Consider the following 16,597-nt stretch of genomic DNA (forward strand, 5'->3'; position numbering starts at 1 on the left):
CCGGTGCCGGTGAAGCGGATCGACCCGTTCGTGACGGTCGCGCCGTTGTCCGGGGTGAGGATCGCCGGGGCTGCGGGGGTGCCGTAGTCCAGGGTCCGGGTCAGCGGGTCGGAGACCTTCCCGTCAACGGTCTGGGTGACGGTGAACTCGTTGACACCGAAGTGCGCCTTCGACGGCGGGATCGTGATCGTGTAACGACCGCCCGTGGCGATGGCGGTGTCGATGACCTCGCCCTTGCTGTCGCGGACGGTGACCGTCGCGCCCGGCTCGGCCGTGCCCGACACCAGTGCCGGCAGGTTCTCATCCGTGGCGTTGAACGCCGCCGTCGCCGTCAGGTCCGCGATCGGTGCGGTCGGTGATGGTGATCGTGATGGGCTGCTGCGTGGTGAGGCCACCCTTGGTGGTCTGGATCGCGCGGAGGTCGTAGACATCGTTCTGCAGGTCCAGGGTCACGGGTGCGGTCCAGGTGCCGTCGGTGACGGTGCCGGTCGCGATCGCGCGGACGTTGCCGCGGACATCGATCCGGGCGCCGTCGTCGCCGGTGCCGGTGAAGGTCAGACCCTCCTTGGCGACGGTGTCACCGTTCTGGGGGCTGGCGATCTGGATCGGTGCGGGCGTGCCGTAATCCAGGGACACGTCTTCCTCGTCGGAGGTGACATCGTTCTTGGTCTGGGTGACGGTGAACTCGTTGACACCGAAGTGGGCGAGCGACGGCGGCACCGGGATGACGTACTTGCCGTCCACAGCCTCCGCCTCGCCGACGGGATTGCCGAGGCTGTCCTTCACGGTCACGGTCGCGCCGGTGGTGGCGTTGCCGAAGATCTCAGCCAGCTTGGTGACATCGGCCAGGAACCGACCGTCGGCGGTCAGCTGCGTCGTGAGCGGGTTCGTCGCGATCGTGAAGCGGACCTCGGTCTGCGACTCCTTGCCCTGCAGCGGCTTCTGGAACACGTCCAGGGCGTACGCGTTGTCGTTCAGGTCGAACGACGCCGGGACACTCCATGCGCCGTCCTGCACGGTGGTCGTGGCGACGAGGCGGCCGGACTTGCCGCGCACCTCGATCGTCGCTCCCTCGTCGCCGGTGCCGGAGAACATGGGGCGCTTCACATCGACGACGGAGTCGTTCGCCGGCGTGGTGACCACCAGCGGCGCCGGAGCGGGCGCTTCCGCCGACTCGATCGTGGTCCGCGTGCTGCTGGAGGCGTTGAAGGACCCCTGCACAGCGGTGCCCTCGAGCTTCGTGGTCATCGAGGACGTGCCCTCGGCAGCATCCACCGGGGTCACCACATCAATGTCCCAGCGCAGTAGCGACGCATCCGGGAGCGTCCACGTGCTGCTGGTCGGCTTGAACGTGTAGGTGTAGGTCTTGCCGTCCATCGACTGCTCCCCACCGGTGAGCGTCGCGGAACGGTTCGCCCAGTCCTCACCGGGCTTCTTGTAGGAGCCCTCGATGGTGTTCTGCCCCTCGGCGAACGTGGTGCCCTCGGGTGCTGTAAAGGTCACCTGTGCGTCCGGACGCGAGACGTCGCCCTTGGTCTCAAACTGTGCCTGCACCTTGGTGCGCTCACCACGCTCGAGCGTGGCGGCGGGGCCGTCCTGCCCGATGATCGCGGCGTCGTTGATCGTGACCGTGACCGGCTTCGAGTCAACCGTGTCGTTGCCGATCTTCTGCTCCACGAGCAGGCTGTTCGGGCCCGACTCCAGGCCGGTGACCTCGAGGCTCCAGTCGCCGTCCTCGTTCGCGGTCGCGCTCTGCTCACCGATGACGATCGTCGCACCCGGCGTCGCCGTGCCCTTGAGGACCGCGCTGCCGGCGGCGTGGTCGATCGAGTCGACTGCAGCCGTCAGCTCACGCTGCGCTACCTCGAGATTGGTGGTCGTCTTCCCCTCGGCACGGTAGTCACCCTTCGAGCTGTCACCGGCGTAGGTGAAGCCCATCTGCCCGGAGCCCGCAGCGGCATCAGCCGGAGTCGTGACGTTGAGCATGTACTGGTACTGCTCGCCGGCGACCATATTGCCGCCAGCGGTGTCCAGGTCGAAGGTGATCTTCGTGTTCCCGTCGGAACGGACACCGTTCTTCAGGTCCAGCCGGGTGTAGGGACGGAAGTCACCGCTCGTGCCGGAACGATAGCTGGCAGCGACCGTCGCCTGTCCGTCCGCGAACGTCGTGCCCGCCGGCGCAGTCAACGTGACCGAGCCCTTCATGTTCGTGCGGGTCTCGTTGTTCTGCACCAGGAACGGCACCTCCGTGCTTGCACCACGCGTCAACTCAACCGGACCCTGGTTGACACCGACAACGGTGCCACCCTCCACGATCGTCACCGTCACGGGCTTTTCGTCGACGTCAGCGTTGTTGAACCGCTGCTTCGCCGTCAACGTCTGGGTCCCAACCGAGAGCCCATCCACCGTCATCGACCACGTGCCGCCATTCGACACGTTCACGGTCTTCGAGCCGATCGTCACCGTCCCGTTCGGTGTCGCCGTCCCGCCGATCACCGCGGTTCGCGCGATGTTGTTCGTCTTCGTGAGGCTCGCGACCAGCGGCGACGTATCAAAACGCGGTCCACCCAGGTCGTAGCTCGTGCCGCTGATGCTTCCAAAAACGGCGCCTTCATAGGACTGCTGCGCGCCCGCATAGCCCTTCCAATCGCCGAAGTCCAGGTAGAGCGAGCCGCTTGTCGATACGCGCCAGTTGCTCTGACTGTCTCCACTGCAGTAGCGGGCCTCCGCACTTACCAGGGTGAAGGACCCGAAGCCGTGCGCACCGAGACACTTCCCCTCGACGCTGATGACGCCACGCTGACCGGGGTCAGGCATGCTGACGGGCGTCGCCGCAGCCGAGGCCGAGCTGTAGCTGCTGTGGTTGGTGACCTTGAATCGACTTTCGCCCCATTGTTCCGGCTGGATCGTGTAAGCGCGATACGAGCTGCCGACCTTGAATACGAGCGGAGAGGTCATCGAACTCGTCGAAATTGGATCGGCAGCGGCGCTGGCGGCGGGCAAGCCGAACGACAACCCTGACACGATCGTGGCGGCGGCCAGCCCGGCCGCGCCCATGGACTTGAAGGCCGTCGAGGCCCTCTTCTTGTGAGACATGTGCATCTTTCAGGACAAGCCGCGCGACGGCGGCTGTGCGGGAGGGAAGCACGCGGGCGACAACGAACGTCGCAGCATGTGTATTCAGAATATCACGTGAGATACATAGGTTCACGCACTGCCTGTCGCTGGGAGTTGAGTGGGATCGACGCAACTTCGACCCTCCTGGGTTGACGTCGCCGTGGTCCCGAGTAGAGTTGAGTCCATCGGACGCAAGTCCAACGACTTACCTCGAGCAAGAAGGAGCACCACACATGGGACGTGCAGTAGGCATCGACCTCGGAACCACCAACTCGGTCGTCAGCGTTCTCGAGGGCGGCGAGCCCACCGTCATCGCCAACGCCGAGGGCCTCCGGACCACCCCGTCGATCGTCGCGTTCACGAAGGACGGCGAGGTGCTGGTCGGCGAGACCGCGAAGCGCCAGGCCGTGACCAACGTCGACCGCACCATCGCGTCGGTCAAGCGCCACATCGGTACTGACTGGACCGTCGAGATCGACGGCAAGAAGTACACGCCGCAGGAGATCTCGGCCCGTACCCTCGGCAAGCTCAAGCGCGACGCCGAGCAGTACCTCGGTGAAGACGTCACCGACGCGGTCATCACCGTCCCGGCGTACTTCAACGACGCCGAGCGCCAGGCCACGAAGGACGCCGGTGAGATCGCCGGCCTCAACGTCCTGCGCATCATCAACGAGCCGACCGCGGCCGCGCTGGCCTACGGCCTCGACAAGGGCAAGGAAGACGAGCTCATCCTGGTCTTCGACCTCGGTGGCGGCACCTTCGACGTCTCCCTGCTCGAGGTGGGCAAGGACGACGACTTCTCGACGATCCAGGTCCGTGCGACCTCCGGCGACAACCGCCTCGGCGGCGATGACTGGGACCAGCGCATCGTCGACCACCTGATCAAGAAGTTCAAGGACGAGCACGGCGTCGACCTGTCCACGGACAAGATCGCCAAGCAGCGCCTGAAGGAAGCGGCAGAGCAGGCCAAGAAGGAGCTCTCGTCGCAGATGTCGGCGAACATCCAGCTCCCGTACCTGACGCTCACCGCCGACGGCCCGCTGAACCTCGACGAGACCATCTCGCGCGCCCAGTTCGAGCAGATGACCTCCGACCTGCTCGACCGCACGAAGAAGCCGTTCAACGACGTCATCAAGGAAGCCGGTGTCTCGGTCAACGACATCGCGCACGTCGTGCTCGTCGGTGGCTCGACCCGCATGCCCGCCGTGGCCGAGGTCGTCAAGTCGCTGACCGGCGGCAAGTCGCCGAACCAAGGCGTCAACCCGGACGAGGTCGTCGCCGTCGGCGCCGCGCTGCAGGCCGGCGTGCTGAAGGGCGAGCGCAAGGACGTCCTGCTCATCGACGTCACGCCGCTGTCGCTCGGCATCGAGACCAAGGGCGGCCTGATGACGAAGCTCATCGACCGCAACACCGCGATCCCGACCAAGCGGAGCGAGACCTTCACGACCGCTGACGACAACCAGCCGTCGGTCGCGATCCAGGTCTTCCAGGGCGAGCGCGAGTTCACCCGCGACAACAAGCCGCTCGGCACCTTCGAGCTCACCGGCATCGCGCCGGCTCCCCGTGGCGTGCCGCAGGTCGAGGTCACGTTCGACATCGACGCCAACGGCATCGTGCACGTGTCCGCGAAGGACAAGGGCACCGGCAAGGAGCAGTCGATGGTCATCTCCGGCGGCTCGTCGCTGCCGAAGGAGGACATCGAGCGCATGGTCCGCGAGGCCGAGGAGCACGCCGCCGAGGACAAGGCCCGTCGCGAGGCCAACGAGCGTCGCAACCAGGCCGAGCAGCTCGTCTACTCGATCGAGAAGCTCATCAAGGAGAACGACGAGAAGCTCCCCGCGGACGTCAAGTCCGAGGTCCAGGCCGACGTCGACGCGCTGAAGTCGGCCCTCGCCGGCGAGGACGACGACGCCGTGAAGACCGCCTTCGACAAGCTCAACGAGTCGCAGGGCAAGCTCGGCCAGGCGATCTACTCGCAGCAGGACGCGGGTGCCGCGGCCGGTGGCGAGCAGCCCGCCGGTGACCAGACCGCGCAGGACGACGAGGACATCGTCGACGCCGAGGTCGTGGACGACGAGGACGACAAGAAGTGACGGACCCCAACACCGATCCCACCCAGGACCCGAAGGACGGCGTCGAGAACAACGACGAGCCGCAGGTCGAGGGCGACGCCACGAACGCCGCGGAGCCGGAGGACCTCATCGAGGCCGAGGGTCCCGACGTCGAGGTGCCGACCGACCTGAGCCCCGAGGACGAAGCACTGCTCGCCGACGCCGCCCGCGGCATCGCCGAGGACAAGCTGAGCACCGAGGACCGCGACCTGGTCGCCGAGATGCGTGCGGACATGCTCCGCGCGCAGGCCGAGTTGGTGAACTTCCGGAAGCGCGTCGAGCGTGACCGTGAGGCAAACCGCGAGGTCGCGATCGCGGAGGTCGTGCGGGCGCTGCTCCCGGCGCTCGACGACCTCACCCGGGCCGAGGCCCACGGCGACCTCACCGAGGGGCCGATGCAGGTCATCGGGCAGAAGATCCGCGGGGGCTTCGACAAGTTCAAGCTCGTGCAGATCGGCGAGAAGGGCGAGGCGTTCGACCCGAACATCCACGAGGCGATCGTCCAGCTCCCGACCCCGGGTGCCACCGGCCAGACCGTGGCGGACGTCGTCGAGCCGGGCTACAAGCTCGGTGAGCGCGTGCTCCGTGCGGCCAAGGTCGCGGTGGCGGTCCCGGCCTGAGCCGGAACGGAAGGTAGGTACCAGTGGCCAGTCAGGACTGGTTCGACAAGGACTTCTACAAGGTCCTCGGCGTGTCGAAGGACGCGTCGGAGGCCGAGCTGAAGAAGACCTACCGGAAGCTCGCCCGGCAGTTCCACCCGGACTCCAACCCCGGTGACGCAGCTGCCGAGAACCGCTTCAAGGAGATCAGCGAGGCCTACTCGGTGCTCTCCGACAAGGAGCAGCGCGCCGAGTACGACCAGGTCCGTGCCATGGGTTCGGGTGCCCGCTTCACCGCGGGTGGCCCGGGCCAGGGTGGGGGCTTCGAGGACGTCTTCGGCGGCATGTTCGGGCAGCAGGGCGGTGGCGGACAGCGTGTCCGCTTCGGCCAGGGCGGCGCGGGCGGCGGGAGCGGCTTCGAGGACATCCTCGGTGGCATGTTCGGCGGTGGCGGTGGCGGTGGCTTCGGTCAGCCGAGCGGCGGGTTCCGTGGCTTCGGCGGACCGACGAAGGGCCGCGACGTCACGGCGTCGACGACGCTCGACTTCGCGACCGCGATCGCCGGCGACACCGTCAAGCTGTCGCAGGGCAACGGTCGGCCCGTGAACGTCCGGATCCCCGCGGGGGTCGCGGACGGGCAGAAGATCCGGTTGCGTGGTCGCGGGGAACCCTCGCCCGACGGCGGCGAACCCGGTGACCTCGTGGTCCAGGTCTCGGTGCGCAAGCACCCGGTCTTCGAGCGTGACGGGCTCAACCTGCGGGTGGACGTCCCCGTGACGTTCACCGAGGCGGCGCTCGGCGCGACGATCGAGGTCCCGACGCTCGGCGGATCACCCGTGAAGCTCAAGGTCGCTCCCGGCACGCCGTCGGGTCGCGTCCTGCGCGTCAAGGGCCGCGGCGTCACGACGAAGAACGGCACGGGCGACCTGCTCGCGACCGTCCAGGTCGCGGTGCCCTCCCACCTGTCGGACAAGCAGCGCGAGGCCGTCGAGGCGCTCGCGGCCGCCCTGCCCGACGAGAACCCCCGCGAGGACCTCCTCGCCAAGGCGCGCGACTAGCGTCACGCGACCACAGCAGAAGACCCGGCCTGGAGGCACGGAGCGGCTCCGTCAGGAAGCCGCCCCGAGCCTCCAGGCCGGTCCCCACACCACGCGGACGACGGAAGGGAACGCGCCGTGACCGACATGGACGAGAACTCGCCCGTCTTCGCGATCGCGGTCGCGGCGGAGCTTGCCGAGATGCACCCGCAGACGCTGCGGCAGTACGACCGGCTCGGCTTGGTCGTGCCGGGGCGGACCCGCGGCGGTTCGCGCCGCTACTCCATGCGCGACGTCGTGCAGCTGCGTGAGATCGCGCGGCTCGGCTCCGAGGGGGTGTCGCTGGAGGGGATCCGGCGCGTGCTCGACCTGGAGAACGAGAACCGGGCACTGCGCGACCGGGTGCGTGAGCTCGAGTCCGCGCTGGCCGACCACCTCATCAACCGACCGGGCGCGCGGGTGTTCGCGGCCACGGCGACCGGTGCCGCGATCTCGCTCAAGGCGGGGTCCCGGCCGCAGCGGAACACGCAGATCGTCCTGTACCGCGGGCCGCGCTGACCGACAGCAGCGCCGTCGTCGGTACGCTGACGCGGTGCCAGACTTCGCCGACCTCTTCCGCCGCCGCGACGACTCCGCGCCGGACCTCATCGCGATCGACGGCACCGACCGGTTCCTCATCGACGAGGCGCCGCACGTGCACGGCGATGCGCTCCGGCAGCCCGGCGAGGTCGCGGTCGTCGACGACCGTCACGGCGTCCTGACGCTCGGGCTCATCACGCAGTACGGGGCGTCGGACATCCGGGTCGTGCAGGACTCCCTGGTGGGGGAGCGTGCGCTCGAGGCCAACGCCGGCACGTTCGGGCTGCGCGGGTTCCACCACCCGGCGACGCTCGAGGACGCCTTCCGCGACGTCCGGCTCGTGGTGCTCCGGTTGTCGAAGTCGCACGACCGGCTCGACGAGATCGCGCGGGCCGTCGCACGGTTCGCGGCTCCCGACGTCGTGCTGCTCTGCGGCGGCAACGTGAAGTACATGCACGTGTCGCAGAACGACGTGCTGCGGCGGTCGTTCGGCGAGGTCACGGCGTCGCGCGGGCGCGGGAAGTCGCGGCTGCTCATCGCGCAGGACCCGCTGCGCGCGCAGGCGAACCGCGCCGCGGTCACCGACCCCTGGCCGCGGTCCGTGCACGTGGACGACCTCGGCATGACGCTCGTCGCGCACGGCGGGGTGTTCGCGGGGACCTCGCTCGACCAGGGCACCCGGGTGCTGCTCGACGTGCTCGACGACGCGGTGCCCACAGCTCGCACCGTCGTCGACCTCGGGAGCGGCAACGGGGTGATCGCCGCGGCAGTCGCGCGTCGTCGACCGACGGTGCGGGTCGTCGCGACCGACGTCTCGCGGATCGCGGTGGACTCGACGCGGGCGACCGCCGAGGCGAACGGCGTCGCGGACCGGGTGACGGTGGTACGGACCGACGCCGGCGACGAGATCGCAGCGGGCTCGGCGCAGCTCGTGCTCTGCAACCCGCCGTTCCACGCGGACACCACGGTGACCACCGACGCGGCCGCAGCGATGTTCCGGAACGCGGCCACGATCCTCCAGACCGGCGGCGAACTGTGGTGCGTGTGGAACTCGCACCTGCGCTACCGGCCGGTGCTCGAGCGGCTCGTCGGGCCGACGAGGCAGGTCGTCCGGACGCCGAAGTTCACGGTCACGGCGTCGGTCGCGAGCTCCACGTGATCGACCCCGATACCGGATCCGGCATATCACGCAGATAATACTTGTGGGTCGGTGAACGGTCCTGCACAGTCGTCTCTCGCACGTCAGAGAGGACTCCCATGAACCGATCACCACGCCGCACCGCGAGGGCCGTCGCCCTCGTGCCGGCGCTCGCCCTCGGCGCGCTCGTCGCCGGGGTGGGTGTCGTGGCCGAGCCCGGCCCGGCGCACGCCGTCGAGCCGTTCCCGATCCGCGACCCCTTCGCCGACCTGCCGGTCGGCACCGCGATGCCCGCGGGCTGGACCCGCATCGCGACGGACGACGCCCAGGCCGCCGTCGTCGACCACGGCGCCGCGGGCAAGTGGCTGCGGATGACCGACAACGCGAAGTACTCCCGCTCGGCCGTGTACAACGAGGTGCCGTACGACTCGAGCCACGGTCTGACGGTCGAGTTCGACCAGCGGATGTACAGCCCGACCGACACCGGGTACGCCGACGGCATCGGGTTCTTCCTGCAGGACGCCGCGGTGCCGCTCGAGTCGATCGGCCCGGTCGGCGGCGGGCTCGGGTACTACGACGGTCGTGCCGCGTGCTCGGCCGGGCTCGACGGCGGGGTCGTCGGGGTCGGGTTCGACCGCTTCGGCAACTTCGCGGTGCCGGAGTCCGTCCCGAACGCCGTGACGGTCCGGGGTGCAGAGGCCCAGTGCTACCCGGTGCTCGCGACGACCGGTGACCGAGGACTCGGGTTCCTCGAGGACCGCGGAGCCGACGCCGCCACGGCGACCTACCGCCACGTGCAGGTCGACGTCGTGCCGCGGGACGCCGGGGGCATCACCGCGATCGTCTCGATGTCCGACGCCACGGCGGTCGGCTCGGAGCCGGCCGAGCTGCGGCACGTCATCTCGACCGACCTGCCGGCGACGGCGCTGCCGGACCGGATGCGCTTCGGGTTCAGCGCCTCGACCGGCGGACGGTCGGAGTTCCACGAGCTCCGGAACGTGCGGGCCACGCAGCCGACGGACGTGGTGACGACGGCGTCTGTGGACACCGACGGACCGGTCGCGGCCGGGAGCGACGTGACGTTCCGCGTGCGCTCGGTCAACGACGGGCCGGCGACGATCGGCGGCCCGCCGGACGCCGTCGCCCGGACCGTCGCGCTGACGGACGACCTGCCGCTGACCGAGGTCAGCTGGACGTGCGAGGCCAGCGGTGGCGCGACGTGCGGCGACGACCGGGGGAGCGGTGCGGTCGGGACCGACTGGACGGCTCCGCCGGGTGGCGAGATCACCCTGGTCGGTCGCGGCACCGTGCCGGCGACGACCCGGAGCGGTACCTACACGACCACCGCGGAGACCGTCACGGACTTCACGGCGGACCGCTTCGACGAGGGACTGTCCGCCGTCGCGCGGGACGGCTCGGTGAGCGACGTCGACCTGACGAACGACACCGACACGATCGGGTTCGACGTCCTGCTGCCCGAGGCCGTCGCGTCCGACGACACGGCGTCCGGCGCGCAGGGCGAACCGGTGGTCGTGGACGTGGTCGGGAACGACGCGCTCGACGGCAGCGGCGCCGACCTCGGGTCGCTGCGGCTGACCGCGGACGGGATCGACGGGGCCGAGCTCTCCGCGGACGGCAAGCAGCTGCGGGTCCCCGGCGAGGGCACCTACGTGGCCGACGACCAGGGGCGCATCACCTTCACACCGGAGGACGGGTTCAGCGGGGTGGCGAAGCCGGTCCGGTACGAGGTCACCTCGGACGCCGGGCAGGTGGCGTCGGCGACGATCCGCGTGGAGGTCGAACCGACCCCGGACCCGGACCCGGACCCGACGCCGGGGCCTGGTCCGACGCCCGACCCGACGCCGGGTCCGACGGAGGAACCCACGCCGGGACCGTCCGAGACGCCGGGCGTCGGTCTCGGCGAACCCGGTGATCCAGGTCGATCTCCGGGGGCCGCGTCCGCGTCCGGTGGACCACGCGCCGGTGGGTCCGCCGGCAGCGGCACGTCCCGGCTGGCCTGGACCGGGTCCGATGGCGTCGTGGCCGTTGCCCTCATCGGAGGCGGACTCGCGGCGTCCGGCGCCGTGCTGCTGGTCGTCCGTCGACGTCGGCGAGACGTCGGCACGGAGGTCTGACCGGCCTGGGCCGCACGGCGCGGACGCGCGCCGTGCGGCTCAGCTCGTGCGGCGACCGAACCGTTCGACGACGTCGGCGATGTGCGCGTCGAAGAGCACGTTCTGCGCGTGCATCGCCTCGGTGGCGAGCGCCGCGTCACCGGCGTCGATCGCCTGGTCGAGCAACGCGAAGACGTCGTCGATGTCCCACTGCCGGAGCGGCGGCGCCTCGTCGAACACGAACGCCAGCCGACTGATCGCCAGGCGGAGGTTCCCCGCGATCCACGGGTTCGGGGTGTGCGCCCCGAGTACCCGCGAGAGGTCGACCATCGTGAGCGTGTACGCGTAGTCGCGGATCCGCGCCTGGCGTCGGGCTGCGGCGGTCACCGCGTGCAGCTCGGCTCGACCCTGGTCGGAGAGCACCGGGACCGCCCACCGGGCGCACATCTCGGCGAGCGTCGAGGCGAGTTGGAGTGAGTCGATCCAGTGCTGCACGTCCGGCCGGGTGACACGGATCCCCTCGGGGTCGTCCGCCCGCGTGTCCACGAGGCCCATGAGTTCGAGCCGCCGGAACAGCGGCATGAGGGTCCGCACCGGCTGCCGCAGGCGTGCGGCGATCTCTCGAGCGCGGTAGGTGTGCTCGCGCCGGAGCGTGCCGTCGCGCACCATGGCGAGCAGATCCCACCACAGGTCGTCCGGGCGCCACGTGGCCCAGAACGGCGCGTCCTCGGCCGATGACGTCTCGGCCACGAGGGCGTCGGGGAATCGGTCGAAGCGTCCGGCCGACCCGCGCAGGTGCGCGTCCCACAACCGAGCGAGGACGTGCGCAGCGCGCTCGGTCGAAGCAGGAACGCGGTAGCGGACAGCTTGTTGCGACGTCGCGACCCAAGCTTCGACGTCGGTCGTTTCGAAGCGCACCGACGGTTCCAACCCGAAGCGCACGCGCTCCATCGCCCGGGACGTCAGGCGTGCGAGGACCCGGTTCGGGGTGCGCTCGATCCAGAACTGCAGGGAGGCCCAGAAGGCCGGGTCCAGGTCGGGCGTGCGGAGGGCGGCGGCTCGACGCAGAGCCTCGGCGACGGCGGTGTGCGCCGCGACGTCCGTCTCGGTGAGTACCGGCAGCGCAGATCGCATCACGCCTTCCACCAACCCGACCAGGAGCCAGCCGTTGTCGACCCAGGCAGGGACGGACAGTGAGCCGAATCGGACCGCCGCGTCGGCGACGAACTCCACGAGTCCGATGTCGGCCAGGCGTTCGAGTGCGCCGTGCAACACGGCGGGGTCGACGTCGAACCGTCCGGACAGGGCGAGCTCGTCGTGGTCGGTGTCGCGCTCGAGCGAGCCGTCTCGGATCGCGCCGAGCACGGTGCGGTAGGCGGCACCGAACTCCGGTGTCCAGCCGTCGTCGCGCGCACGACTCACCGTCATCTCCACCCCTCTGGTTGTGAGCGTATCCGCCCGGAACGGGCGGAGCCGCCCGGGGGTCCCGGGCGGCTCCGTGCGTGGTGGTCCGGACCGATCAGGCCGGCACGTAGTCGAACGTGTCGGGGTCCGGGCCGGTGCGGTGGCCCTTGTCGAGGCCGGTGATGTCCGTCATGTCCTCGTCGGAGAGCTCGAAGTCGAAGATCGCGAAGTTCTCCTCGACGCGGGCGCGGGTGACCGACTTCGGGAAGACGATGTCGCCGCGCTGGATGTGCCAGCGGAGGACGACCTGCGCCGGGGACTTGCCGACGGCGCCGGCGATGCGCGTGATGGTCTCGTCGTCGAGCACGAGGCCCTGCGCGATCGGCGACCAGGCCTCGGTCGCGATGCCGAGCTCGGTGTCCACGGCACGGAGCTCGTCCTGCGTCAGGTACGGGTGCACCTCGATCTGGTTGACGGCCGGCGGCACGTCGGTCTCGGCGCGCAGGCGGTGCAGGTGGTGCGCCTGGAAGTTGCTCACGCCGATCGAGCGGGAGGTGCCGGCGTGGTAGAGCTCCTCGAGGGCCTTCCAGGTCGGCACGAAGTCCGAGACGGTGGGCAGCGGCCAGTGGATGAGGAACAGGTCGGTGTAGCCGCCGAGCAGCTCCGCCGACTTCTTGCCGTTCTCCAGCGCGGCCTCGGGCGCGTGGAAGCCGTTGTTGAGCTTCGAGGTGACGAAGATCTCCGAGCGGTCGATGCCGGACTCGGCGATCGCCTCGCCGACCTCCTTCTCGTTGCCGTACATCTCGGCGGTGTCGATGTGGCGGTAGCCGACCTCGAGTGCGGCGAGGGTCGCGGCCTTCGTCTCGGAGGGGTCGATCTGGAAGACGCCGAAGCCGAGCTGCGGGATGGTCTTGCCGTCGTTCAGGGTGATGTTCGGAACGGTCATGGTGTCATGCAACCAAACGGCGGTCAGCGGTTGTTCCAGGAACGTCCAGGTGCGGCGCGTCGGTCAGTCGAGCGCCGCGCGGATGTACGCCTGCAGCGCCTGCCCGTACGCGACCGCGGGGTCCTCCGACGCGAAGCTCCGGTCGACGCCGCCGATCGTCGCGGTCACGGTGTGCACGACGCGGTCGCCGAGCTGCACCCGGGTGAGCCCGACGAAGGACGGGCCGAGCAGCTCGCGCAGTTGGTCCTCGCGCGGGAGCCAGAGCGACTCGTCCGCGGTGACGGAGTCGAGCGCCCACTCGGTCGTGCCGTTGAAGCCGAGGATGGTGCCCGTCGGGGAGTCGTGCCGCTCGACGGTCATCTCGGACACCGTGTAGACGTCGCCGTCGGCCTCGGGCTTGTCGATGACGAACCGGTCCCCGGTGTCGGGGTGCCAGCGCAGGCCGGCGTCTCGGAGGGCTCGGGCGAGGTCGACGGTGATCACCTCCCCACCCTGCCGCACGACACCGACCGTGTCACCACGGAGGTCGCTGGTGGCTCGGGCGTACTAGCATCGCCGAGCACCCTCCGCGCGAGCGCAACCCGCCCGCGCGCGCGACGCGACGACGCCCGGGCAACCGGTGCCGCGCCTCCTGGCCGCCCGAACGGCCGCGGGGCGGGCCGCCGGCCGGCGTCCCGACCGAGGTGGACGGACATCCCGTGCACCCAGAGAAGGACCCGCATGACCCTCGAACGCGAGGAACTCCGCGACGACTGGACCGTGACGATCGCGGGGGACACCGTGCCCGCCGGCGCGCCGGCCGGCATCGCGGACCGCACCATCCCGGCGACGGTGCCGGGGCAGGTGCACACCGACCTGGAGCGCGAGGGGCTGCTGCCCGACCCGACGTTCCACCTGAACGAGCAGCCCGCGAAGTGGGTGGGCCGCGCCGACTGGGCGTACCGCCGCACGGTCGACGTCGACCCGCGCGGGTACGAGCGCGTCGACCTGGTCTGCGACGGGCTCGACACGGTGGCCGAGCTCAGCCTGGACGGCGTCGTCGTGGGCACCACCCGCAACATGCACCGCCGGTACCGGTTCGACGCCCGCGTGCAGAGCGGGTCGGGCGACGCGACCGCGAAGGACCTCGAGATCCTGTTCGAGTCGCCCTACCGCGAGGCCGGCCGGGTCGCCGCGAAGGCCGGCAGCATGCCGGGCCCGTACGACGAGCCGTTCCCGTACGTCCGCAAGTCGGCGTCGAACTTCGGCTGGGACTGGGGCCTCACCGCGGTGACCAGCGGTCCGTGGCGGCCGGTCGCGATCGAGCGGTGGTCCACCGCCCGGCTGCGCGAGGTGCGGCCGCTCGTCGACGTCGAGGCCGGCGAGGGCGTGCTCGACACGCACATCACGGTCGAGCGGTCCGGACCGTCCGTGTTCGGCGAGAGCACCGCCGACCTGGACCAGGACGGCGAGGACGACGACCTCGTGCTCGTCGTGACGGTCAGCGGCGAGACCGAGGAGGGCACCACCACCCGGCAGCGCTCCCGCGCCCAGCTCACCGCGAAGGACGACGAGACCGTCGTGACGGTGCGGGTGCCCGATGCGCGGCGCTGGTGGCCGCGCGGGTACGGCACCCCGTCGCTGTACGACGTCGTCGTCGAGCTGCAGACCGTCGACGGCGAGGTGCTCGACCGCGACACGTTCCGCACCGGGTTCCGGTCGACGCGCATCGAGACCCAGGTCGACCGCATCGGCCGCCCGTTCGCCGTGCACGTCAACGGGACCCTCGTCGACGTGCGGGGCGTGAACTGGATCCCGGACGACGTGATCATCTCGCGCGTCGACCGGTCGCGGCTCGAGGCCCGGTTGACGGCGGCGGCGTCGCTCGGCACGAACCTGGTGCGTGTCTGGGGCGGCGGGGTCTACGAGTCCCGGGAGTTCTACGAGGTCTGCGACGAGCTCGGGCTGCTCGTCTGGCAGGACTTCCCCTTCGCGTGCGCCGCCTACCCCGAGGTCGAGCCGATCCGCAGCGAGGTCATCGCCGAGGCCCGGGACAACGTCGCCCGGCTGTCGCGGCACCCCTCGCTCGTGGTGTGGAACGGCAACAACGAGAACATCTGGCTGCACGACGTCGGGGACTGGGAGTCCTCGCTCGACGGGCGCGGCTGGGGCCTCGACTACTACCTCGACCTGTTGCCGACGATCGTCGACGCGGTCGACCCGTCGCGCTTCTACACGGTGGCATCGCCGTGGTCCGGCTCGGAGTCGCTCCCCGCGAACGACGTCGACCACGAGACGCACCACTCGTGGGACGCCTGGAACCGGCTGCCCGACACGGCGTACCGCGAGTCGGTGCCGCGCTTCGTGTCCGAGTTCGGCTGGCAGGCGCCGCCGGCCTGGCGGACCCTGCGCGACGCCGTGGTCGACGAGCCGATGCGCGTCGACTCACCCGGCGTCGTGCACCACCAGAAGGCCGAGGGCGGCATGGCGAAGCTCGCCAGCGGCATCGCACCGCGGTTCGGTGCGGTCGACCCGGCGCACTTCGACGCCTGGCACTACCTGACCCAGCTGCAGCAGACCCGGGCGATCGCGACCGGCGTCGAGCACTGGCGCACGCACTGGCCCCGCAACGCGGGTGTCGTGGTGTGGCAGCTGAACGACCTGTGGCCGGTGTCCTCGTGGTCGGCGATCGACTCGGCGGGGCGGCTGAAGCCGCTCGCGCACGAGCTGCGACGGCTGTACGACGACGTCCTGCTGACGATCCGTCCGGTGTCCCGCGTGTCCGTCGCGACCGCCGGGTCGCCGGAGGCGTCGGGAGCGCGGCCGCCGGCGTCGGTCACCCCGGACGAGGACCGGACAGGAGGCGCGGACCACCCGGCGCCGTCGGCTCCGGTCGACGAGACGGGCGAGCTGGCGGACACGCTCTCGCTCGGTGTCTCGCCCGGCGCGTTCGGGTCGTCGCCCGTCGAGATCGCCGTGCGCTCCGCCCGGCGCGGGCTGGACAGCGTCGTCCGGGTGCGCCGGGTCACGACGGCGGGTGCGATCCTCGCCGAGGTTGAGCTGCCGGTCCGCCTGTCGTCGGCCGGCGTCGCGGTGGTGGCGCTGCCCGAGTCGGTCGGGGTGGTCGACGACCCCGCGAACGAGCTCGTCGTCGCGGACATGGACTGGCGCCGAGCGGTGTGGACGTCGGCACCCGACGCCGACCTGCGGTGGGAGCCGGCGCGCTACCGGACGTCGTTCACCCCCGTCGACGGCGGCCTGGACCTGACCGTCGAGGCCGACTCGCTCGTCCGCGACCTGCTCGTGCAGCCGGACCGGGTCGCCGGTGCCGGGACGGTGGACCGGGGGTTCATGACCCTGCTGCCGGGGGAGCGCGTCGTGTTCCGGTTGACCGGTGTCTCCGAGGCCGACGTCCCGGCCCTCCGTGCGGCCCCGGTCCTGTGGAGCCTCGACCAGGTGCTGTCCGTCCGGTGATATTCAGAACAACACGGTGATACATTGGACGGTGCGCCGCTCGCCGTCGTGACCCGACCGACCCGGCGTCCGGTCGACCTCCCCGGTCGTCCGCTCGAC

General features: G+C 70.5%; 12 protein-coding genes. 7 read left to right on the forward strand and 5 right to left on the reverse strand.

The features are described from left to right. Together BIU97_RS17860 and BIU97_RS01095 are read right to left on the reverse strand one after the other, a co-directional pair. Nucleotides 1–284: Ig-like domain-containing protein (locus tag BIU97_RS17860; RefSeq protein WP_175472387.1), on the reverse strand; the 284-nt coding region annotated here is incomplete at its 3' end. Nucleotides 285–300: 16 nt separating this feature from the next. Continuing rightward, a complete protein-coding gene (locus tag BIU97_RS01095; RefSeq protein ID WP_139195838.1) occupies nucleotides 301–3,096 on the reverse strand; it encodes an Ig-like domain-containing protein in 2,796 nt (931 codons plus the stop codon). Between the two features lie 254 nt (nucleotides 3,097–3,350). On the opposite strand from BIU97_RS01095, the gene dnaK reads away from it, so the two are divergent. The 6 genes from dnaK (at nucleotide 3,351) to BIU97_RS01125 (ending at nucleotide 10,716) form a co-directional block, all read left to right on the forward strand. Beyond that, nucleotides 3,351–5,210 (forward strand): molecular chaperone DnaK, encoded by a 1,860-nt coding sequence (gene dnaK, locus BIU97_RS01100; protein ID WP_071253002.1) that lies wholly within the window; start codon nucleotides 3,351–3,353, stop codon nucleotides 5,208–5,210. Beyond that, nucleotides 5,207–5,848, forward strand: a complete 642-nt coding sequence (locus BIU97_RS01105) for a nucleotide exchange factor GrpE (RefSeq protein WP_254782819.1) — start codon at nucleotides 5,207–5,209, stop codon at nucleotides 5,846–5,848. Before dnaK ends, BIU97_RS01105 begins: the two co-directional genes overlap by 4 nt. 23 nt (nucleotides 5,849–5,871) lie before the next feature. Continuing rightward, nucleotides 5,872–6,885, forward strand: a complete 1,014-nt coding sequence (locus BIU97_RS01110) for a DnaJ C-terminal domain-containing protein (RefSeq protein WP_071253000.1) — start codon at nucleotides 5,872–5,874, stop codon at nucleotides 6,883–6,885. A gap of 126 nt (nucleotides 6,886–7,011) precedes the next feature. Beyond that, nucleotides 7,012–7,422 carry a heat shock protein transcriptional repressor HspR gene (locus tag BIU97_RS01115; RefSeq protein ID WP_071253183.1) on the forward strand — a complete coding sequence of 137 codons (411 nt, stop codon included), beginning with the start codon at nucleotides 7,012–7,014 and terminating at the stop codon, nucleotides 7,420–7,422. Between the two features lie 34 nt (nucleotides 7,423–7,456). After that, complete coding sequence (locus BIU97_RS01120; protein ID WP_071252998.1) at nucleotides 7,457–8,602, forward strand: class I SAM-dependent methyltransferase; 1,146 nt, start codon at nucleotides 7,457–7,459, stop codon at nucleotides 8,600–8,602. 98 nt (nucleotides 8,603–8,700) lie between these two features. Beyond that, nucleotides 8,701–10,716: an Ig-like domain-containing protein gene (locus BIU97_RS01125; RefSeq protein ID WP_071290550.1), complete on the forward strand. Its 2,016-nt coding sequence runs from the start codon at nucleotides 8,701–8,703 to the stop codon at nucleotides 10,714–10,716. A 39-nt stretch (nucleotides 10,717–10,755) separates the two neighbouring features. On the opposite strand, the gene BIU97_RS01130 is transcribed toward BIU97_RS01125, so the two are convergent. The 3 genes from BIU97_RS01130 to BIU97_RS01140 all read right to left on the reverse strand — a co-directional run bounded on the left by BIU97_RS01130 (nucleotide 10,756) and on the right by BIU97_RS01140 (nucleotide 13,528). Beyond that, nucleotides 10,756–12,123, reverse strand: a complete 1,368-nt coding sequence (locus BIU97_RS01130; RefSeq protein ID WP_139195839.1) for a GntR family transcriptional regulator — start codon at nucleotides 12,121–12,123, stop codon at nucleotides 10,756–10,758. A 91-nt stretch (nucleotides 12,124–12,214) separates the two neighbouring features. Further along, nucleotides 12,215–13,045 carry an aldo/keto reductase gene (locus tag BIU97_RS01135; RefSeq protein ID WP_071252992.1) on the reverse strand — a complete coding sequence of 277 codons (831 nt, stop codon included), beginning with the start codon at nucleotides 13,043–13,045 and terminating at the stop codon, nucleotides 12,215–12,217. Nucleotides 13,046–13,108: 63 nt separating this feature from the next. Further along, nucleotides 13,109–13,528 carry a pilus assembly protein CpaE gene (locus BIU97_RS01140; protein WP_071253182.1) on the reverse strand — a complete coding sequence of 140 codons (420 nt, stop codon included), beginning with the start codon at nucleotides 13,526–13,528 and terminating at the stop codon, nucleotides 13,109–13,111. Nucleotides 13,529–13,765: 237 nt separating this feature from the next. On the opposite strand from BIU97_RS01140, the gene BIU97_RS01145 reads away from it, so the two are divergent. Next, nucleotides 13,766–16,498 (forward strand): glycoside hydrolase family 2 protein, encoded by a 2,733-nt coding sequence (locus tag BIU97_RS01145; RefSeq protein ID WP_071296828.1) that lies wholly within the window; start codon nucleotides 13,766–13,768, stop codon nucleotides 16,496–16,498. Nucleotides 16,499–16,597 lie beyond the last annotated feature (99 nt).

This window comes from Curtobacterium sp. MCBA15_009, assembly GCF_001864895.1.
In the GTDB taxonomy this organism is placed as follows: Bacteria; Actinomycetota; Actinomycetes; order Actinomycetales; family Microbacteriaceae; genus Curtobacterium.